The sequence below is a fragment of the Pseudomonas sp. Snoq117.2 genome (assembly GCF_900110545.1).
Classification (GTDB): Bacteria; Pseudomonadota; Gammaproteobacteria; order Pseudomonadales; family Pseudomonadaceae; genus Chryseomonas; species Chryseomonas benzopyrenica.
This window is the reverse complement of record NZ_FOED01000001.1, coordinates 95,319-112,045: the sequence shown is the minus strand read 5'-3', so window position 1 is coordinate 112,045 and position 16,727 is coordinate 95,319. Positions and strand designations below refer to the sequence as shown.

The 16,727-nt window shown below is 66.5% G+C and carries 16 protein-coding genes; 8 read left to right on the top strand and 8 right to left on the bottom strand.

All coding sequences use genetic code 11. The features are described from left to right. Window positions 1-10 precede the first annotated feature (10 nt). The gene (locus BMZ43_RS00650) at window positions 11-970 is read left to right on the top strand and encodes an ABC transporter substrate-binding protein (protein WP_064308064.1); all 960 of its coding nucleotides are present in this window, start codon (window positions 11-13) and stop codon (window positions 968-970) included. A 74-nt stretch (window positions 971-1,044) separates the two neighbouring features. Next, window positions 1,045-1,938, top strand: a complete 894-nt coding sequence (locus BMZ43_RS00645; RefSeq protein ID WP_026083686.1) for a LysR family transcriptional regulator — start codon at window positions 1,045-1,047, stop codon at window positions 1,936-1,938. Window positions 1,939-1,986: 48 nt separating this feature from the next. Here the strand turns inward: BMZ43_RS00645 and acnA are convergent, their stop codons facing one another. Then, the gene (gene acnA / locus BMZ43_RS00640) at window positions 1,987-4,686 is read right to left on the bottom strand and encodes an aconitate hydratase AcnA (protein WP_064308063.1); all 2,700 of its coding nucleotides are present in this window, start codon (window positions 4,684-4,686) and stop codon (window positions 1,987-1,989) included. A gap of 188 nt (window positions 4,687-4,874) precedes the next feature. Between acnA and rlmM the strand changes: the two genes are divergently transcribed. The 3 genes from rlmM (at window position 4,875) to BMZ43_RS00625 (ending at window position 6,889) form a co-directional block, all read left to right on the top strand. Beyond that, window positions 4,875-5,936, top strand: coding sequence for a 23S rRNA (cytidine(2498)-2'-O)-methyltransferase RlmM (gene rlmM / locus BMZ43_RS00635; RefSeq protein WP_064308062.1), 1,062 nt, complete (start codon window positions 4,875-4,877; stop codon window positions 5,934-5,936). A 56-nt stretch (window positions 5,937-5,992) separates the two neighbouring features. Continuing rightward, complete coding sequence (tusA, locus tag BMZ43_RS00630; protein ID WP_064308061.1) at window positions 5,993-6,232, top strand: sulfurtransferase TusA; 240 nt, start codon at window positions 5,993-5,995, stop codon at window positions 6,230-6,232. A gap of 75 nt (window positions 6,233-6,307) precedes the next feature. Further along, window positions 6,308-6,889 carry an Sbal_3080 family lipoprotein gene (locus tag BMZ43_RS00625; RefSeq protein ID WP_064308060.1) on the top strand — a complete coding sequence of 194 codons (582 nt, stop codon included), beginning with the start codon at window positions 6,308-6,310 and terminating at the stop codon, window positions 6,887-6,889. 231 nt (window positions 6,890-7,120) lie between these two features. On the opposite strand, the gene BMZ43_RS00620 is transcribed toward BMZ43_RS00625, so the two are convergent. The 3 genes from BMZ43_RS00620 to BMZ43_RS00610 form a co-directional block, all read right to left on the bottom strand. Further along, window positions 7,121-7,771 (bottom strand): SGNH/GDSL hydrolase family protein, encoded by a 651-nt coding sequence (locus BMZ43_RS00620; RefSeq protein WP_082900421.1) that lies wholly within the window; start codon window positions 7,769-7,771, stop codon window positions 7,121-7,123. 84 nt (window positions 7,772-7,855) lie between these two features. Continuing rightward, on the bottom strand, window positions 7,856-10,009 hold the full coding sequence (locus BMZ43_RS00615) for a mechanosensitive ion channel family protein (protein WP_064308059.1): 2,154 nt from the start codon (window positions 10,007-10,009) through the stop codon (window positions 7,856-7,858). 93 nt (window positions 10,010-10,102) lie between these two features. After that, on the bottom strand, window positions 10,103-11,464 hold the full coding sequence (locus BMZ43_RS00610) for an MATE family efflux transporter (protein WP_017639686.1): 1,362 nt from the start codon (window positions 11,462-11,464) through the stop codon (window positions 10,103-10,105). Between the two features lie 130 nt (window positions 11,465-11,594). On the opposite strand from BMZ43_RS00610, the gene pdxB reads away from it, so the two are divergent. Next, window positions 11,595-12,758, top strand: a complete 1,164-nt coding sequence (gene pdxB / locus BMZ43_RS00605) for a 4-phosphoerythronate dehydrogenase PdxB (protein ID WP_064308058.1) — start codon at window positions 11,595-11,597, stop codon at window positions 12,756-12,758. Between the two features lie 84 nt (window positions 12,759-12,842). Here the strand turns inward: pdxB and BMZ43_RS00600 are convergent, their stop codons facing one another. Further along, window positions 12,843-13,124, bottom strand: coding sequence for a pyrimidine/purine nucleoside phosphorylase (locus BMZ43_RS00600; RefSeq protein ID WP_017641737.1), 282 nt, complete (start codon window positions 13,122-13,124; stop codon window positions 12,843-12,845). Window positions 13,125-13,207: 83 nt separating this feature from the next. Further along, the gene (locus BMZ43_RS00595) at window positions 13,208-13,759 is read right to left on the bottom strand and encodes a 3'-5' exonuclease (protein WP_017641738.1); all 552 of its coding nucleotides are present in this window, start codon (window positions 13,757-13,759) and stop codon (window positions 13,208-13,210) included. Between the two features lie 185 nt (window positions 13,760-13,944). Here BMZ43_RS00595 and BMZ43_RS00590 point away from each other — a divergent pair, with 185 nt between their 5' ends. After that, window positions 13,945-14,199, top strand: coding sequence for a YkgJ family cysteine cluster protein (locus BMZ43_RS00590; RefSeq protein WP_027597778.1), 255 nt, complete (start codon window positions 13,945-13,947; stop codon window positions 14,197-14,199). A gap of 50 nt (window positions 14,200-14,249) precedes the next feature. Continuing rightward, the gene (locus BMZ43_RS00585; RefSeq protein ID WP_064308057.1) at window positions 14,250-14,849 is read left to right on the top strand and encodes an START domain-containing protein; all 600 of its coding nucleotides are present in this window, start codon (window positions 14,250-14,252) and stop codon (window positions 14,847-14,849) included. 106 nt (window positions 14,850-14,955) lie between these two features. Here the strand turns inward: BMZ43_RS00585 and msrQ are convergent, their stop codons facing one another. Both msrQ and msrP read right to left on the bottom strand, forming a co-directional pair. Continuing rightward, the gene (gene msrQ, locus BMZ43_RS00580) at window positions 14,956-15,564 is read right to left on the bottom strand and encodes a protein-methionine-sulfoxide reductase heme-binding subunit MsrQ (protein ID WP_093249011.1); all 609 of its coding nucleotides are present in this window, start codon (window positions 15,562-15,564) and stop codon (window positions 14,956-14,958) included. Then, window positions 15,564-16,574 carry a protein-methionine-sulfoxide reductase catalytic subunit MsrP gene (gene msrP, locus BMZ43_RS00575; protein WP_093249009.1) on the bottom strand — a complete coding sequence of 337 codons (1,011 nt, stop codon included), beginning with the start codon at window positions 16,572-16,574 and terminating at the stop codon, window positions 15,564-15,566. Before msrP ends, msrQ begins: the two co-directional genes overlap by 1 nt. Window positions 16,575-16,727 lie beyond the last annotated feature (153 nt).

Here is a 16,727-nt window from a genome sequence, read left to right as displayed (position 1 = left end):
GAGGCTTCCCATGCTACGCAAGACCCTTGTTGGCCTCACCCTCGGCCTGCTCGCCGCTACCCAGACGTTGGCTACCACGCTGGTGGTGGGCGATCAGAGCTATAACACCCGTACCGTGATGGAAGCCGCCGGTGTCCTCGACGACCTGCCGTACCAGCTGGACTGGAAGCAATTCACCGCCGGTTCGCCGGTGGCCGAGGCGCTCAACGTCGGCAGCCTCGACCTGGGCCTGCTGGGCGATGCGCCGCCGCTGTTCCTTGGCGCCCTCGGCGCGCCGATCAAGGTGGTCGGCATCAGTCGTCAGAGCCTTGACGGGGTGGCAGTGCTGGTGCGCGGCGATTCCAGCATCCGTAGCCTGGCGGATCTGCAGGGCAAGACGGTGGCCATCTGGAAGGGCTCCTGGAGCCAGCAATTGGCCTTGTCCGCCCTGGATCGCGCGGGCGTACCACGCGATCGGGTGAGCTTCCGCTACCTCAACGCCCTGGATGCCTCCCATGCGCTGGAGGGCGGCTCGGTGGACGCCATCGCCACCTGGGAGCCCTATGTCACCCAGGCCCAGCGCCATGGCGCCCGGGTGCTCACCACCGCCGAAGATCTGATACCGGCACAGAGTTTCGTGGTGGCCAGCCAGCGCGCCCTGGAGGATGCCGCCAAGCACCGTGCCATCGGCGACTTCCTGCAGCGGCTGCAACAGGCACGGACCTGGGCCAATGCCGATCCGGCGCATACGGCGCGTTATGCCCGCGCCTGGGCCGAGCGCACCCGCGCTGATGCGGCCATCGCCCAGGCCTGGTTCGCCCGTGCCCGCACCAGCATCGGGCCAGTCACTCCTGCAGCCATTGCCCAGGCGCAGCGCACCGTCGACTTCTTCGCGGGCGAAGGGCTGGTCAAGGGCTATGACGCCAGCCGTCTGTTCTACGATGGCTTCGGCACGAGCCTGGCCCCGCTCGCGCAGACGGCGCAACGCTGAGCACCGGGCAGCGGAGGAGGTGTTGCGTTATGCTTGAGGCGCATATCCACCAGCAGGAAGTCAGACGCCTCCTCATGAAGACGGACGATATCGAAGCCTTCGTCGCGGTGCTCCGCAGCGGCTCCCTCAACGCCGCCGCGCACACGCTGGGCCTCACCCAGCCGGCCATCACCCGGCGCCTGCAGAGCCTGGAGCAGGATCTCGGGGTCGAGTTGCTCGACCGCCACACCAAGCCGCTCAAGCCAACGCGCCTGGGTCAGGAGGTCTACGGTCATTGCCGTGCCATTCTGCGCGAGATGGATGCCCTGCGCGAGCGGGTGGCGGGTGATACCCCGCCGTCTGGACTGCTGCGCCTGGGCGTACCCCAGACCCTGGGCGATGCGCTGTTGCTGGAGGCCGTGAAAGACATCCGCACCCGCTACCCGGAGCTGCGCACCCAGGTGGCGACCGGCTGGGGCAGCGTACTGGTGAGCCGGATCGAGCACGGCGAACTGGACGGCGCCCTGGTGCTGTTTCCGGCCAACAAGGTCTTTCCCGACGGTATCGAGGCCCAGGCCCTGGGCGCCATGCCCTTGCAGGTGGTCTGCGCCCGCGCGCAGGCGCCGGCCAAACCCAAGCGCCTGGCCGACCTCCAAACGCAGGGCTGGGTGCTCAATCCCGATGGCTGCGGCTTTCGCGCCAGTCTGCAGCGCACCCTGGCCGAGCAGGGCCAGGCGCTGCGCATCAACCTGGAAACCTATGGCACCGAACTCCAGCTCGGTCTGGTGGCGGATGGCCAGGGCCTCGGCCTGGTCCCGGCACCGCTGCTGGCCTTGAGCGCCCATCGCGAACGGCTGGCGGTGATTCCCTTGAAGGACTTCAAGCCGGAGATCCAGCTGTGGCTGGTCCACCCACGCTTTCTCGGGCCGCTGCAGGAGGTGGTCGAGGGCTTCGGGCGGGCGGCGAGTCAGCTGTTGGCAGCCTCCTGACAGCAGAACGCCCGGCAGCCAGGCTGCCGGGCGTCCGCTAACGCCTGCTTAGGCCGCAGGTTTCGCTAAGAACTCCCGCAGCACGTAGTGCAGGATGCCGCCGGCCTTGAAGTAGCTCACTTCATTGAGCGTGTCGATGCGGCAGAGCACCTCGACGCTTTCCAGGCTGCCATCCTCACGGGTGACTTCCAGGGTCAGCGGCATGCGCGGGCGCAACTCGACACCGTCGATGCCCAGCACGGCGATCTTTTCCTTGCCGGTCAGCCCCAGGGACTTGCGATCGACACCGTCCTTGAACTGCAGCGGCAGCACGCCCATACCCACCAGGTTGGACCTGTGGATGCGCTCGAAGCTCTCGGCGACCACGGCCTTCACGCCCAGCAGGTTGGTGCCCTTGGCCGCCCAGTCACGGGAGGAACCAGTGCCGTATTCCTTGCCGGCGATGATCACCAGCGGGGTGTTCTCCAGCTCGTACTTCATGGCCGCGTCGTAGATCGATAGCTTTTCGCCAGTGGGGACGTGGAAGGTGTTGCCGCCTTCCTCGCCGCCCAACATCTCGTTCTTGATGCGGATGTTGGCGAAGGTGCCACGCATCATGACTTCGTGGTTGCCACGACGGGAGCCGTAGGAGTTGAAGTCGGCATAGTCCACGCCGTGCTCGGCGAGGTAGCGACCGGCGGGGCTGTCTTTCTTGATGTTGCCGGCAGGGGAGATGTGGTCGGTGGTGACCGAATCGCCCAGCAACGCCAGGATGCGAGCATCGTGGATGTCGGCGATACGCGGCGGATCGCCGGCAATCGTCTCGAAGAAGGGCGGATTCTGGATGTAGGTGGAGTCGGCATCCCAGACATAGGTCTCGGCGTCCGGCACCTGGATCGCCTGCCACTTCTCGTCACCGTCGAAGACGGCGCCATATTGTTTGTGGAACATGGCGGTGTCGAGCTTCTGCACGGCGTCGGCCACTTCCTGCTGGCTGGGCCAGACGTCTTTCAGATAGACCGGCTGACCATCGTTGCCCGTGCCCAGTGGCTCCTGGGTCAGATCGACCTTGACGCTGCCGGCCAGGGCATAGGCCACCACCAGCGGCGGCGAGGCCAGCCAGTTGGTCTTGACCAGCGGATGCACCCGGCCTTCGAAGTTGCGGTTGCCGGAAAGTACCGAAGCCACAGTGAGGTCGGCGTCCTGGATCGCCTTTTCGATGGGATCGAGCAGCGGGCCGGAGTTGCCGATGCAGGTGGTGCAGCCATAGCCGACCAGATCGAAACCGAGGTCGTTGAGATAGGGGGTAAGTCCTGCGGCGTTGTAGTAGTCGGTCACCACCTTGGAGCCGGGGGCGAGGGACGATTTCACCCAGGGCTTGCGCATCAGGCCCTTTTCGGCGGCCTTCTTCGCCAGCAGACCGGCGGCCATCATCACGCTGGGGTTGGAGGTATTGGTACAGGAGGTGATGGCGGCGATCACCACGGCACCGTCCTCCAGCTGGAAGGTCTGGCCGTCGAGCTGAACCTCCACACCACTGCCCGCCTTGGGGGCTTCGGCTTTCTTCGGCGCCAGGGCCGTGAAATCGCCAAAGGTCTTGGCGACTTCGCCAAGCAGCACACGATCCTGGGGCCGCTTGGGGCCGGCCAGGCTGGATTGGACTTCGCCCATGTCCAGCTCCAGCACGTCGGTGAATACCGGCTCGTCGCCGGGATTGCGCCACAGGCCCTGGGCCTGGGTGTAGGCCTCCACCAGTTGCACGGTTTCCTCGGGGCGGCCGGACAGGCGCAGGTAGTCCAGGGTGATCTGGTCCACGGGGAAGAAACCGCAGGTGGCGCCGTACTCCGGCGCCATGTTGCCGATGGTGGCGCGGTCGGCCAGGGGCAGGGTGGCCAGGCCATCGCCGAAGAATTCGACGAACTTGCCCACCACGCCCTTCTTGCGCAGCATCTGGGTCACGGTCAGCACCAGGTCGGTGGCGGTGATGCCCTCGCGCAGCTTGCCGGTGAGCTTGAAGCCCACCACCTCGGGGATCAGCATGGACACCGGCTGGCCGAGCATGGCCGCCTCGGCCTCGATGCCGCCCACGCCCCAGCCCAGCACGCCCAGGCCATTGATCATGGTGGTGTGGGAGTCGGTGCCGACCAGGGTGTCGGGGAAGGCATAGGTGCGGCCGTCCTCGTCCTTGGTCCAGACGGTGCGGCCCAGGTACTCCAGGTTGACCTGGTGACAGATACCGGTGCCCGGCGGGACCACGCGGAAGTTGTCGAAGGCGTTCTGGCCCCAGCGCAGGAAAGCATAGCGCTCGCCATTACGCTCCATCTCGATCTCGACGTTCTCGTGGTAGGCGTTTTCGCTGGCGTAGCGATCCACCATCACCGAGTGGTCGATCACCAGGTCGACGGGAGAAAGCGGATTGATCCGCTGCGGATCGCCACCGGCCTTGGCCACGGCTTCGCGCATGGCGGCCAGGTCGACCACTGCCGGTACGCCGGTGAAGTCCTGCATCAGCACCCGCGCCGGCCGGTACTGGATCTCGCGATTGGCGGAGCGGGTCTTGGTCCAGTCGGCCAGGGCCTGGAGGTCCTCGCCGGTAACGGTCTGGTTGTCTTCCCAGCGCAGCAGGTTCTCCAGCAGCACCTTGAGGGACTTGGGCAGCTGGTCGAGGTTGCCCAAGGTCTTGGCCGCGTCGGGCAGGCTGTAATAGTGGTAGGTGCGCTCGCCTACCTGCAGGGTCTTGAGGCTTTTGAGGCTGTCCAGGGCTGGCATCAGGGTCTCCTTATCGACGGTTGCCCGCTGGCCGTTCGGGCCTCGAAAGGCAGACAAGACCCGTTCCAGCGCTGCGCGGACTGATTTTTCTAGGTGTAGTACTGGACCGATAGGCGCCGCTGGCGTTCCCCAGCGGGCGCGCTGGGGTATAGTGCGCGCCCTGCGTGACCCCTTGAGGAAGCCCTGTCGTGAATACCCTGTTGCTGCTGTGCCGTACCGGATTCGAAGGCGAGGTCTGCGCCGAGCTCGGCGAGCGGGCGGCGCTGCTCGGCGTGGGCGGCTACGCCAAGGGCAAGCCGGGTGCGGCCTATGCGGAATTCGTCTGTGGCGACGCCGAGGGTGCCGCCCGGTTGATGCAGAACATCACCTTCGGCGAGCTGATCTTCCCTCGTCAGTGGTCCCGTGGCGCCTTTCTCAGCCTGCCCGAGCAGGACCGCATCGGTCCGCTGCTGGAGCTGCTGGCGGGCTATCCCGTCTGCGGCAGCCTGGCGCTGGAAATGCCCGACACCAACGATGGCAAGGCGCTCTCCACCTTCTGCAAGAAATTCGAGCGCCCCCTGACCCTGGCGCTGCGCAAGGCAGGTCGTCTGGTGGACGATGCCCGGGCGCCACGCCTGCAGCTGACCTTTCTCAGTGGTCGCGAGGTTTTCGTCGGCGTGGTCGAGCCGGACAACGCCGCGCTCTGGCCCATGGGCATCCCACGGCTGAAGTTTCCTCGCGAGGCCCCCAGTCGCTCGACGCTCAAACTGGAAGAGGCCTGGCACCAGTTCATTCCCCGCGCCGAATGGGAGACCCGTCTGGCGCCGGAGATGCGCGCCGTGGACCTGGGCGCAGCGCCTGGTGGCTGGACCTGGCAGCTGGTGGCCCGCGAGATGCTGGTGACGGCGGTGGACAATGGCCCGATGAACGAGGCGCTGATGGACAGCGGCCTGGTGGAGCACTTGCAGGTCGACGGCTATGCCTATGTTCCCAAGCGCCCGGTGGACTGGATGGTCTGCGACATCGTCGAGAAGCCCGCGCGTACCGCGGCGCTGATCGAGCGCTGGATCGGCGAAGGTCATTGCCGCGAGGCGGTGGTCAATCTCAAGCTGCCGATGAAGCAGCGCTATCGCGAAGTGGCCGGCATCCTCGAACGCCTGCGCGACCATTTCGAAGATCGCGGCCAGCGCGTGGTCATCGGCTGCAAGCAGCTCTACCACGACCGCGAGGAAGTGACCTGTCATCTGCGCCGGCTGGATCGGAAACCCTAGACCGCCATCAGGCTCTGAATGCAGATCGCTGTAACCGTTTTATCCCTGGAGACCCCATGACCCTCGAAGCCGATGCCACCCTCGACGCCAGCGGGCTGAATTGTCCGGAGCCGGTGATGATGCTGCACAACAAGGTGCGCGACATCGCCCCCGGCGCCCTGCTCAAGGTCATCGCCACCGACCCCTCCACCCAGCGCGACATCCCCAAGTTCTGCGTCTTCCTCGGTCATGAACTGGTGGAAAAGAGCGAAGGGGACGGGCGTTATCTGTATTGGATTCGCAAGAAGGTAGAGTAAGGGTTGCGCGAAAGCTCGCTTTGATATTGTGAATTGGCTCACAATAAGTGGTCTAGCAAGCAAGGAAGCCTTTTTATGAAAGCCAGGATGCTGGGTGTTGTCTCGCTCATTCTCGCGGGGTGCACGTCGGTACAGGTCCAGCCCGTCGCCGTACGCCCGGATTTGGTGTGTATCCAGGAGAATCCTGCGGTTTGGGTGAAGGACTTTCTCCCCGTGGTCCGGGCCGGCTTTGCTCGGCACAGTGTGCCTACCGAGAGCTATACGCAGGTGCCACGCGAGTGCCCATACATTCTTGCGTACACCGCGCGGCAAACCTGGGACGGCGTGCCTTACTTATCAGCTGCCGAGCTGACCCTGCGTGACGCCAGTGGGCGCTTGGTGGGTCAGGCTGACTATCACCTGCGGGGTAAGGGTGGTTTCTCCCTTATGAAGTGGCAGGGGACCGCAACAAAGATCAATCCGGTGGTAGATGAGCTCTTGGGTCAGATGCGTCCCGCACCTGTCACTAGACCGACCCCGAGTGCTGTCCCTACCTCCGCACCTGCCGGGCTGACCTTTGAAGACGAATTGGCTGCGCTTCAGGCAAAAAACCTCAGCTATCAGGACTACAGCAATCAGTACCGTGCGCTTCGGCAGCGCTATGGTCTGGATCGCTGACTTCAATGTCGAGCCCGTAACGTTGGGCTTCGCTTACGCTCAGCCTACCTACGACACGTAGCCAAGGCCCCACCGCACGGGGTTGGCTTTCGTAGGTTGGGTTGAGATGGCTCCATCGTCGAAGCCCAACAGGACGATGCCCGTCACCCCGTAACGTGTAAAACCGCGCAGCGTTTTCCACCGTCGAGCCCCGAACCCGTGAACAAGGGCATGCCGTTGTCCAGCCTACGCTCAGGCAGCATCCAAGCCTTTGACCACGCCCAGCAGATGCTCCCCCAGCCGGCGATGCTGGTCCGCCTCGAAATGCACGCCGTCCACTGGGCTTACCTGGATGATTTCCCCGGCATCGACGAAGGTCGCGCCCTGGGCTTCGGCGACCTGGCGATAGCGCGCGGCCAACTGGCGAGACTTAACCGCGCCGCCGGCGAAGATCTCGCCGAGAAAGCCCACTTCCTCGATGGGCGCCGGGGCCATGACGATGAGCCTGGGCGTAGCGCCGTCCGGGCCGGCATTGCAGCGCTTGATCTCTTCCAGCAGCACCTGCAAGGCACTGGCGATGTCCGCGGGCGTCACCGACAGCCGCGCCTTGAGGTCGTTGGTGCCGAGCATCAGCAGCAGGACATCCACGGGCAATTGGCTTTCCAGGCAAGGCCTGAGATAGCTCAGGCCGTTCTTGTGGTGGCCGTCGATGGGATCGTCATGCACCGTGGTCCGTGCCGGCAGGCCTTCTTCGATCACCCGCCAGTCGCTGCCCAGGCCGTGGGCCAGGACGCCGGGCCAGCGTTCGTCCCAGCCGAAGCGTTCGAGCACGCCGGGCTGGGTCAGGGGGCGGGTGCCGTGGGTGTTGGAGTCGCCATAGCAGAGCAGGGTACGCAGGGGCATGTCAGGACCTCGCCAGGACAGAGTGACGTCCACCCTAGAGGCTTTTCCGCGGCGCCGCGAGGACCGATGGTCGTGGCAGCGACCTCAGCCTTCGCTCGGCGCTTCGCTGCCCCGCGTCGCCTGGTCCAGTGGCGAGCTGCCTACCTCGTAGCGCACGTTCATGCGTGGCGAGGCCAGTTCGATGCCGGCGTCGTCCAGGTAGCGCTTGAGTTTGAGGTTGAAGGCCCGCGAGACCTCCCACTGCTTGATCGGCGCAGTCTTGAAACGGAATCTCAGGATGGCCATGCCGGAATCGAAGCTCTCCACCCCCTGCAGCTCCAGCGGTGACCAGATGTCCCGGCCCATCAGCGGGTCCTGGCGCAGCGAGCGGCCGACTTCCTGGACCATCTCGATGGCCTTGTCCACCGACAGTGCCTGGGGGATCGGCAGGCGGAAGATGGCGTAGCCGAACTGCCGTGAGTAGTTCTGAATGCTCTTGATCTCGCTGAAGGGGATGGTGTGGACGATGCCGTCGATATCCCTCAACCGCACGGTGCGGATGGTCAGGCCCTCCACGGTGCCCAGGTGGTTGCCGACGTCGACATAGTCGCCGATGGCCAGGGAGTCCTCGATGATGATGAACAGCCCGGTAATGAGGTCGGCTACCAGGCTTTGAGCGCCGAAGCCCACCGCCAGGCCGATGACGCCGGCACCGGCCAGCAGCGGGGTGACGTTCACGCCCATGTTGGCCAGGGCGACGATCAGGGCGATGACGAAGATGGTCAGGAACAGCACGTTGCGGATCAGCGGCAACATGGTCTGGGCGCGGGCATTGTTCGGGCTGACGCGATGCAGATTGAGGCCGCGATGGATGGCGGTGTCGGCCAGGATCCACACCAGCCAGGCCAGCAGCAGGGTGCCACCCAGGCCGAAGAATTTGCTGGCGACCGCATGGCCGTCACCCTGGCTGAATTTCAGCAGCGAGAGATTCCAGGCCCTCAGGGCCAGTTCAATCCCCACCAGCCAGATGACGATGCCCAGCACCAGCACGAAAAAGGCGCGCAGCCGTTCGGCATAGGCCTCCTGGATGCGGCCGTGATGGCGCCGGTGCAGCAGCCGCGCCCGTACCAACGCATTCAGGCCCAGGGCGGCGCCCATGGTCACGGCGAACAGCAGCGCGCGACGCAGGGCGTCGCTGGTGTCGCCGGCGGAGACGAAGGTGGCCACCACCGATACCGCCACCAGGATCAGCAGCGGCAGGTGCCAGAGCCGGGCGATCAGGTGGCGCACGCCCTGCAGGCCACGCAGGGCCTGCCGTTTGGCCAGCGGCTGGTTGCGGATCAGGTGGGCGATGGGGCGGCGGAATCTCAAGGCGAACTGGGCGGTGAGCAGCGCCGCGCAGATATTGGCCCCGATGGCGATGACGGCGGCCAGGTGTGGCCCTAGGGTCTCGGCCAGGTGCGGATCGCTGGCGGCGCCGCCGAGGGCGGCCAGGCTGCCGATGATCCACAGTGGACGGAAGGCGCGTCGGCGCAGGATCAACAGGGCGCGGTTGCGATGGGCGCCGCTGGGGAGGGAGCAGATCACCACCACGGTGGCGGCGAACAGCGGACCGGTGACGGCGGCATAGGCCAGGGCGACGGCCACCGTCTTGCCCAGTGAATCCGGCAGCCACAGGGACACCACCAGGGTCAGGATGAAGGCCAGCAGCCAGGGCGCCAGCTTGCGCAGGGCGAAACGCACCAGATCCAGGGTCCGCGGCTGGAGCGGCAACTCCTCCGCCAGTCCGAATCTCACCCGCAGGCGGTGACTGATGCTTTTCAAGCCCAGGGCGCAGCCGGCCCAGAAGGCCAGGGTGATGACGAAGCCGGAGAGCAGGTTGAGGCGCTGCTCGGGCGCCGGTGCCAGTGCGGCCAGTTCGGCACCGGCCTGCTCCAGCTGGTACTGCCAGCGTTGGCGCAGGTTGTCGCGCTGCAGCTGTTGCTCGACCACCGTCATGGTGTCGGTGATCAGGCCGATCACGCCCTGGGAGGCGCTGGGTTCGGCCTTGGCCTGGGCCGCCTGCAGCTTCTTGAGATCCGCCAGCAGGCGATTGCGCTGCTGCTCGCTTTCCAGGGTCTTGATGACCTGGTCCAGGGACTGACCGAATTGCGGATCGACCTGGTCCTTCTGGGTGCCCGGCAGCCCCGGCAGGGCGGCCTGGACCGGGCCGATGAGCAGAAAGCAGAGGCAGAGGAGTTGTAGCAGGCGAAAGATCATCGAAGCCGCACGCTCACGAAAGAGGGAAACCCTCGTCCCGGTCGGCAGGGCAGCCGTCCGCGACGAGGTGGCCAGTGTAGCAAGGGCAGCGCGCTAGGCGCTGTGGATGCGTCGACGGGCGCTGCGGGCCAGGCGTACCGACAGCAGGATGGCCGCGCAGGTCAGGCCCAGCACCAGCCCCTGCCACAGCCCGGCTGGGCCGCGCGGTGCCCCGAACCAGTCGCTCAGGCCCAGCGCCCAGCCCACCGGCAAGCCCACGCCCCAGTAGGCCAGCAGGGTGATGACCATGGTCGCCCGGGTGTCCTGATAGCCGCGCAGGGCGCCAGCGGCGGTGACCTGGATGGCATCGGAGAATTGGAAGATACCGGCGAATACCAGCAGCGAGGCCGCCAGCTGGATCACCGCCAGGTCCTGGGAGTAGAGGCCGGCGATGAAGGTGCGCGCGGTCAGCATCAGGGTGCAGGAAACGCAGGCGCAGAGCAGCCCCGCGGCCATGCCGACGCCGGCGGCGAAGCGGGCCTCGCGCGGCTCACCGCGGCCCAGTGCCTGGCCGACGCGGACGGTCACCGCCATCCCCAGCGCCAGGGGCACCATGAATACCAGGCCGGAGAAGTTGAGTGCCACCTGGTGACCGGCGACCACGGTCGGCCCCAGCTCGCCGATCAGCAGGGCCACCACGGAAAAGATACTGGATTCGGCGAACACCGCGATGCCGATGGGTACGCCGATGGCCAGCAGGGCGCGCAGCGTTGGGCCGTGCGGCCGCTCGAAGCGGGCGAAGAGGGCGCAGGCGCGATAGCGTTCGGTGCGGATGATCGCCAGCATGGCCAGCAGCATCGCCCACATCACCGTGCCCGAGGCGAAGCCGCACCCAGCGCCGCCCAGGGCCGGCAGCCCCAGGTGCCCATGGATGAAGATCCAGTTCAGCGGCACGTTCAGCGCCAGACCGGCGATGCCCACCAGCATCGCCGGCCGGGTGCGCCCGAGGCCATCGCTGAAGCAGCGCAGCACATAGTAGAAGGCGGTGGCCGGCAGGCCCATGGCGATGCCCTTGAGATAGAGCAGGGTCGGGCCGATCAGCTGGGCGTCGACATGCATGGCCACCAGCAGGGGGCGGGCGTTGAGCAGCAGCAGGCTGGCGATGAGGCCGCAACCCAGGGCCAGCCACAGCGCCTGGCGCACCAGCGGACCGATCTCCTGGCTGCGACCGCCGCCGTGGCGCTCGGCCACCTTGGGCGTGGTCGCCAGCAGGATGCCGGTCATCAGCAAAAACACCGGAATCCACACGGAGTTGCCCAGGGCGACGGCGGCGAGGTCGAGCGGGCCGACCCGGCCGGCCATGACGGCGTCGACGAAGCCCATGGCCGAATGGGAGAGCTGGGCGATGACGATGGGCGCGGCCAGGGAGAGCAGGGCGCCGAATTCACGTCTGATGCGGGGCAGGGAGGAGGTCACTTGATCGTTCGGTCAGCTTCGGGGCCGATAGTCTAGTCCTCATGGCCCGGGTGGCAACCCTCGCGGCGACCGTTGCCTGCCGCCGATGGCCTGCTAAAGTGCCGGTCCCCGCCCTTGCGAGTGCCCAGGCATGCACATTCTCGCCGACGAAAACATTCCGCTGCTGGACGCCTTCTTCGGGCCCCACGCCACCCTCGAACGCCTTCCCGGCCGCGCCTTCGATCGCGCCGCGGTGAGTCGCGCCGATGCGCTGCTGGTGCGTTCCATCACCCGTGTCGACGCGGCGCTGCTGGCCGGGTCCAGGGTCGGCTTCGTCGGCACCTGCACCATAGGCACCGATCACCTGGACCTGGGCTATCTCGACCAGGCCGGCATCCGCTGGAGCAATGCGCCCGGCTGCAATGCCCGCGGCGTGGTGGACTGGGTGCTCGGCGCCCTGCTGGCACTGGCCGATGGCGCCGGCGCCGAGCTGGCCCGGCGCACCTATGGCATCGTCGGCGCCGGGCAGGTCGGTGGCCGCCTGGCCGAGGTGCTGCGCGGACTGGGCTGGACGGTGCTGGTCTGCGATCCGCCACGGCAGGCGACCGAGCCGGGCGACTTCCACAGCCTGGACGAGTTGATCGAGCGCTGCGACGTGCTCTGTCTGCATACCCCGCTGGTCCGTGATGGCGAACAGCGCACCCTGCATCTGTTCGATGCGACGCGCCTGGCAAGATTGCGTCCGGGCAGCTGGCTGCTCAATGCCTGCCGGGGCGAGGTAGTCGACAACGCCGCGCTGCGTGCGCATCTGGCCGGTGGCGCCGAGCTGAAGGTGGCCTTGGATGTCTGGGAAGGCGAGCCAGGTATCGATCCTGAACTGGCCCGTCTCTGTCAGCTGGTGACGCCCCATATCGCCGGGCACAGCCTGGAAGGCAAGTGGCGCGGCACCGCGCAGATCTATGCGGCATTCTGTGCCTGGGCGGGAGAGACGCCACGGTTGAGTCTGGACGAGCTGTTGCCACCGCAGCAGCTAAAGCGCCTGGTGTTCAGCGGAGATGCGCCCGAGGCGACGGCCTTCAGGCGTGTCTGTCGCGCGGTCTACGATCCGCGCGACGACGATGCGGCGCTACGCGCGACCCTCGGCCTGCCGGCCCTGGCGCGCGCCCAGGCGTTCGACGCCCTGCGCAAGGGCTATCCCATGCGTCGGGAGATTCCGGGGCTGCTGCTCGAAGGGGCGGGTGTGGCTCGGCTGGCGAGTGCCCTGGGCTGCGACTGGCGACATGGCGACGACTCCGAAAGCGGCGGTGTCGCTTAGGACCGAGGCGGAGCGGAAGCGTTCAGGCAGGACAGCGGCCCCCCGCCAGTCGGCCTGGATGGCCGAGAGACGGGACGCGCGAAATCAGTGGTATTCGCAGAGGTAGGCGGTGTCTTCCGCGACCTTGAGCTGGAACTTGGCGTTGGCCGGCACGGTGAACTGGCTGCCCGCGGCGAAGGTTTCCCAGCTCTCGCTGCCCGGCAGCTTGACGGTCAGGGCGCCGGCCACCACATGCATGATCTCCAGCTGGCTGGTGCCGAATTCGTATTCGCCAGGGGCCATGACGCCGAGGGTGGCCGGCTTGGACTTGAGGCTGAAGGCGATGGATTTGACGGTGCCGTCGAAGTATTCGTTGACCTTGAACATCGGATTTCCTTGTGCGAGAGCGGTTAGAAGCGTCCGCGAGTATGCCCAAGGCCGTCCCCGGCTGTCACCGGTCCACACGGCGACTAGCGAGCGAAGGCGGGCAGGCTGGCCGGCAGCAGCTTGGCGGTATTGCGCGCATCGGTCTCGGCACGGTGCAACACGCCGGTAAAGGCCAGCCCCGCCGACTCCAACGCGGCGGTGAGACCCAGCGGGCGCGCCAGGCCGCGGGCCTTGGCGAAGGCCTGTTTGAGATTGCGGTGCGGTACCCGCGCCAGATGGGTGTGCAGATCATGCTCGCGCCAGGCGCGCTCCAGCAGGCGGCGGTCGAAATCGCCCCAGCTGCACCAGCCGGCCAGGGTGGTTTCATAGGCGCCCAGCCAGCGCTCGAAGCCCAGCCAGGTGCCTGCCAGCGGCTCGGCGCCATCGACATCCGCCTGGCTGATGTGGGTGAGGTTGCGGCAAAAGGGCGTCAGCAGCGGCAGGCGCTCGGGCTGGACGAAGCTCTGGTAGCGATCCAGCTCCTGCCCCTCGGCGTTCACCATCACCGCGCCGATCTCGATGATTTCCATCAACTCCAGCGGCCAGCCGCCCTCGTCGGTGGTCGCCTCCAGGTCCAGCACCAGCCAATGCTTCATCGTCACGCCCTCGGGCCAGCCGCCCCGCTCATCGCAGATATGACGGCCGAAAAATCTCTGGGTTGCGTAGCATCGTGCGAATGAATGTTACATTCATGACTCGATAGCGACATCTGGTCACGATTTGCTTGTGAGGCGCCAGCCTTGCTTTTAAGCTTCAAGCCTCTTCTCCAGCGAGTTTCACCATGGAATGCCGTCCGGGCTGTGGCGCCTGTTGCATCGCGCCGTCGATCTCCTCACCGCTGCCACGCATGCCCCAGGGCAAGCCTTCCGGCGTGCGCTGCGCCCACCTGGACAGTACCAATCGCTGCGATCTGTTCGGCTCTCCGCTGCGCCCGGCGGTGTGCGGCGGCTTCCAGGCCGAGCTGGCGTTCTGCGGCACCAGCAGCGCCGAAGCCATGGCCATCCTGCTGCGCCTCGAAGGTGAAACCGCCGCCTGATCCGGTTTTGAATCGCGCTCTCCGACAACCACAACAACAAGGGACGTCCCATGCACAAGCCGCTTCGCTCCATCCTCGCCCTGACCCTGCTCGCAGCCACCGGCCTGGCCCAGGCCGAGGACTGGCAACTCGCCAAGCAGGAAGACGGCATCCAGGTCTACACCCGCGCGGTCGCCGGCTCCAAGTACAAGGCCTACCGCGGCGTGGTCCAGATCAAGGCCGATCCGGCCACCATCGCCAAGCTGCAGGACGACCCCGTGGGTTCCTGCAAGTGGATCTTCCGCTGCCAGTCGCTGCAGGTGCTCAAGCGCCAGGACAACCAGGCCTGGACCTATATGCGCATCGACATGCCCTGGCCGGTGACCGCCCGTGACGTGGTGCTGCACATCACCGAGCAGAAGACCCCCGATGGCGGCGTTACCCGTACCCTCGAAGGCCAGCCGGACTATCGGCCTGCCGCCGACGGCTATGTGCGGGTCGCCAGCTTCCAGGGTCAGTGGCGTGTGGTGCCGAAGAACGGCGGCTCGGAAGTGACCTACGAGGCCCAGAGCGAGCCGGGTGGCAGCGTGCCGTCCTGGCTGGCTAACAGCTTCGTGGTGGATGCCCCGCTCAACACCCTGAAGGGCCTGCGCCAGGCCGCGCAGCGCTGATCGACCGCCTAGGGCAACGGTCTGGCCACCGGCGCCGGGCCTGTTCAATACCACCCCTAGTCTGTCGAAGCGGACAGGGTTCCCCTCTGTACTTCGACAGCCGTAATCAACGCACAGGGGTTGCCGGATGGCTGCGTCTCTTGCGACGCCAGCCATCCACCAGCCGGAAGGCCAGCAGCGCGGCGCCGATGGCAGCGTAGATCGCCCACTCTTCCAGGTCCGAACGCACGATCCAGAGGTAGTGCAGCAGCCCCAGGCCCAGCACCAGGTAGGCCAGCCGATGCAGCTCTTTCCAGCGCTTGCCCAGGCGGCGCATGGCCGGGCGATTGGAGGTGACGGCCAGGGCCAGCAGGATCAGTAGGGCCGCGGCCCCGACGATGATGTAGGGTCGGCGCTGCAATTCCACGCCCAGCTGCGACAGGTCGAAGCCCAGCACGAAGGCCAGGTAGCCGAGGAAGTGCAGCAGGGCATAGGTGAAGGTCCATAACCCGAGCTGGCGGCGGATCACCGGCCAGAGCTTCCAGCGGGTGAGGCGCGACAGTGGGGTCAGACTCAGGGTCAGCAACAGCAGCACCAGGGCGCCGGTGCCCAGCTTGTCCACCAGTGCCTTGCCCGGGTCCGGGCCGAGGGCGAAAATCCAGGCCTGGTACAGCCACCACAGCGGCGGGCAGAGCGCGGCGACGAACACCGCCACCCGCCAGAGCAGTACACCCATCAATAGTTTCTCCGCAGATCCATGCCGCTGTAGAGCGAAGCCACTTCCTCGCCATAGCCGTTGAACATCAGGGTCGGTCGCACGTTGGGGCTGAACAGGCCGCTGGGCAGGCGCCGTTCGCGGGCCTGGCTCCAGCGCGGGTGATCCACTTCCGGATTGACGTTGGCATAGAAGCCGTACTCGTTGGGCGCCATGCCCTGCCAGGTGGTGCGCGGCTGCTCTTCCACCAGGCTGATGCGGACGATGGACTTGATGCCCTTGAAGCCATACTTCCAGGGCACGATCAGGCGCAGCGGCGCGCCATTCTGGTTGGGCAGCACCCGCCCGTACATGCCTACCGTCATCAGCGTCAGCGGATGCATGGCCTCATCCAGGCGCAGGCCTTCCACATAGGGCCAGTCCAGCAAGGCGAAGCTGGAATTCATGCCGGGCATGTGCTGCGGATCCTTGAGCGTCTCGAACCTCACGTAGCGCGCCTTGCCAGTGGGCTCGACGCGCTTGAGCAGGCTGGCCAGCGGAAAGCCCAGCCACGGAATGACCATGGACCAGGCCTCGACGCACCTCATGCGGTAGATGCGCTCTTCCAGGGTGTCCGGGCCGAAGAGGTCTTCCAGGCCGTAGTTGCCGGGCTTGCCCACCTCGCCATCGACCACCACGCTCCAGGGCTGGGTCGGCAACTGCGCGGCATGCGCGGCGGGATCGCTCTTGTCCGGGCCGAATTCATAGAAGTTGTTGTAGTGGGTGGCGTCCTTGAAGGGGGTGATGTCCTCGCCCTTGACCGTGGCCGCCTGCCAGCGGGTATCCGGCAGCTTGCGCTCGAACCAGTCCGGACCCTTGGCGGCTTCGACGTCGCCGTAGCTGGAGGCGGCGGCCAGCGCCCAGCCGGGCAGGGCGGCGCCGGCGAGCAGGGCGCCGCTGGCACCGAGCAGCTGGCGCCGGGACAGGTAGACGGCTTCGGGGGTGATCTCCGACCCACGACAGGCAGAGCGTGGAACGATCTTGATCGGCATGACGGACCTCGACGGGGAGCGCGCAGGAGCGCGGCTGGCTAACAGCGTGAGACATCCCGGTCGTGAAAAGCTTCCCGGGCCAACGATAGCCTGCCGTCCCGGTCCGGCGGAAGGCCGTTGCGCGCCTGTCAGTCGGCCGTTCAGGTCGCTGCC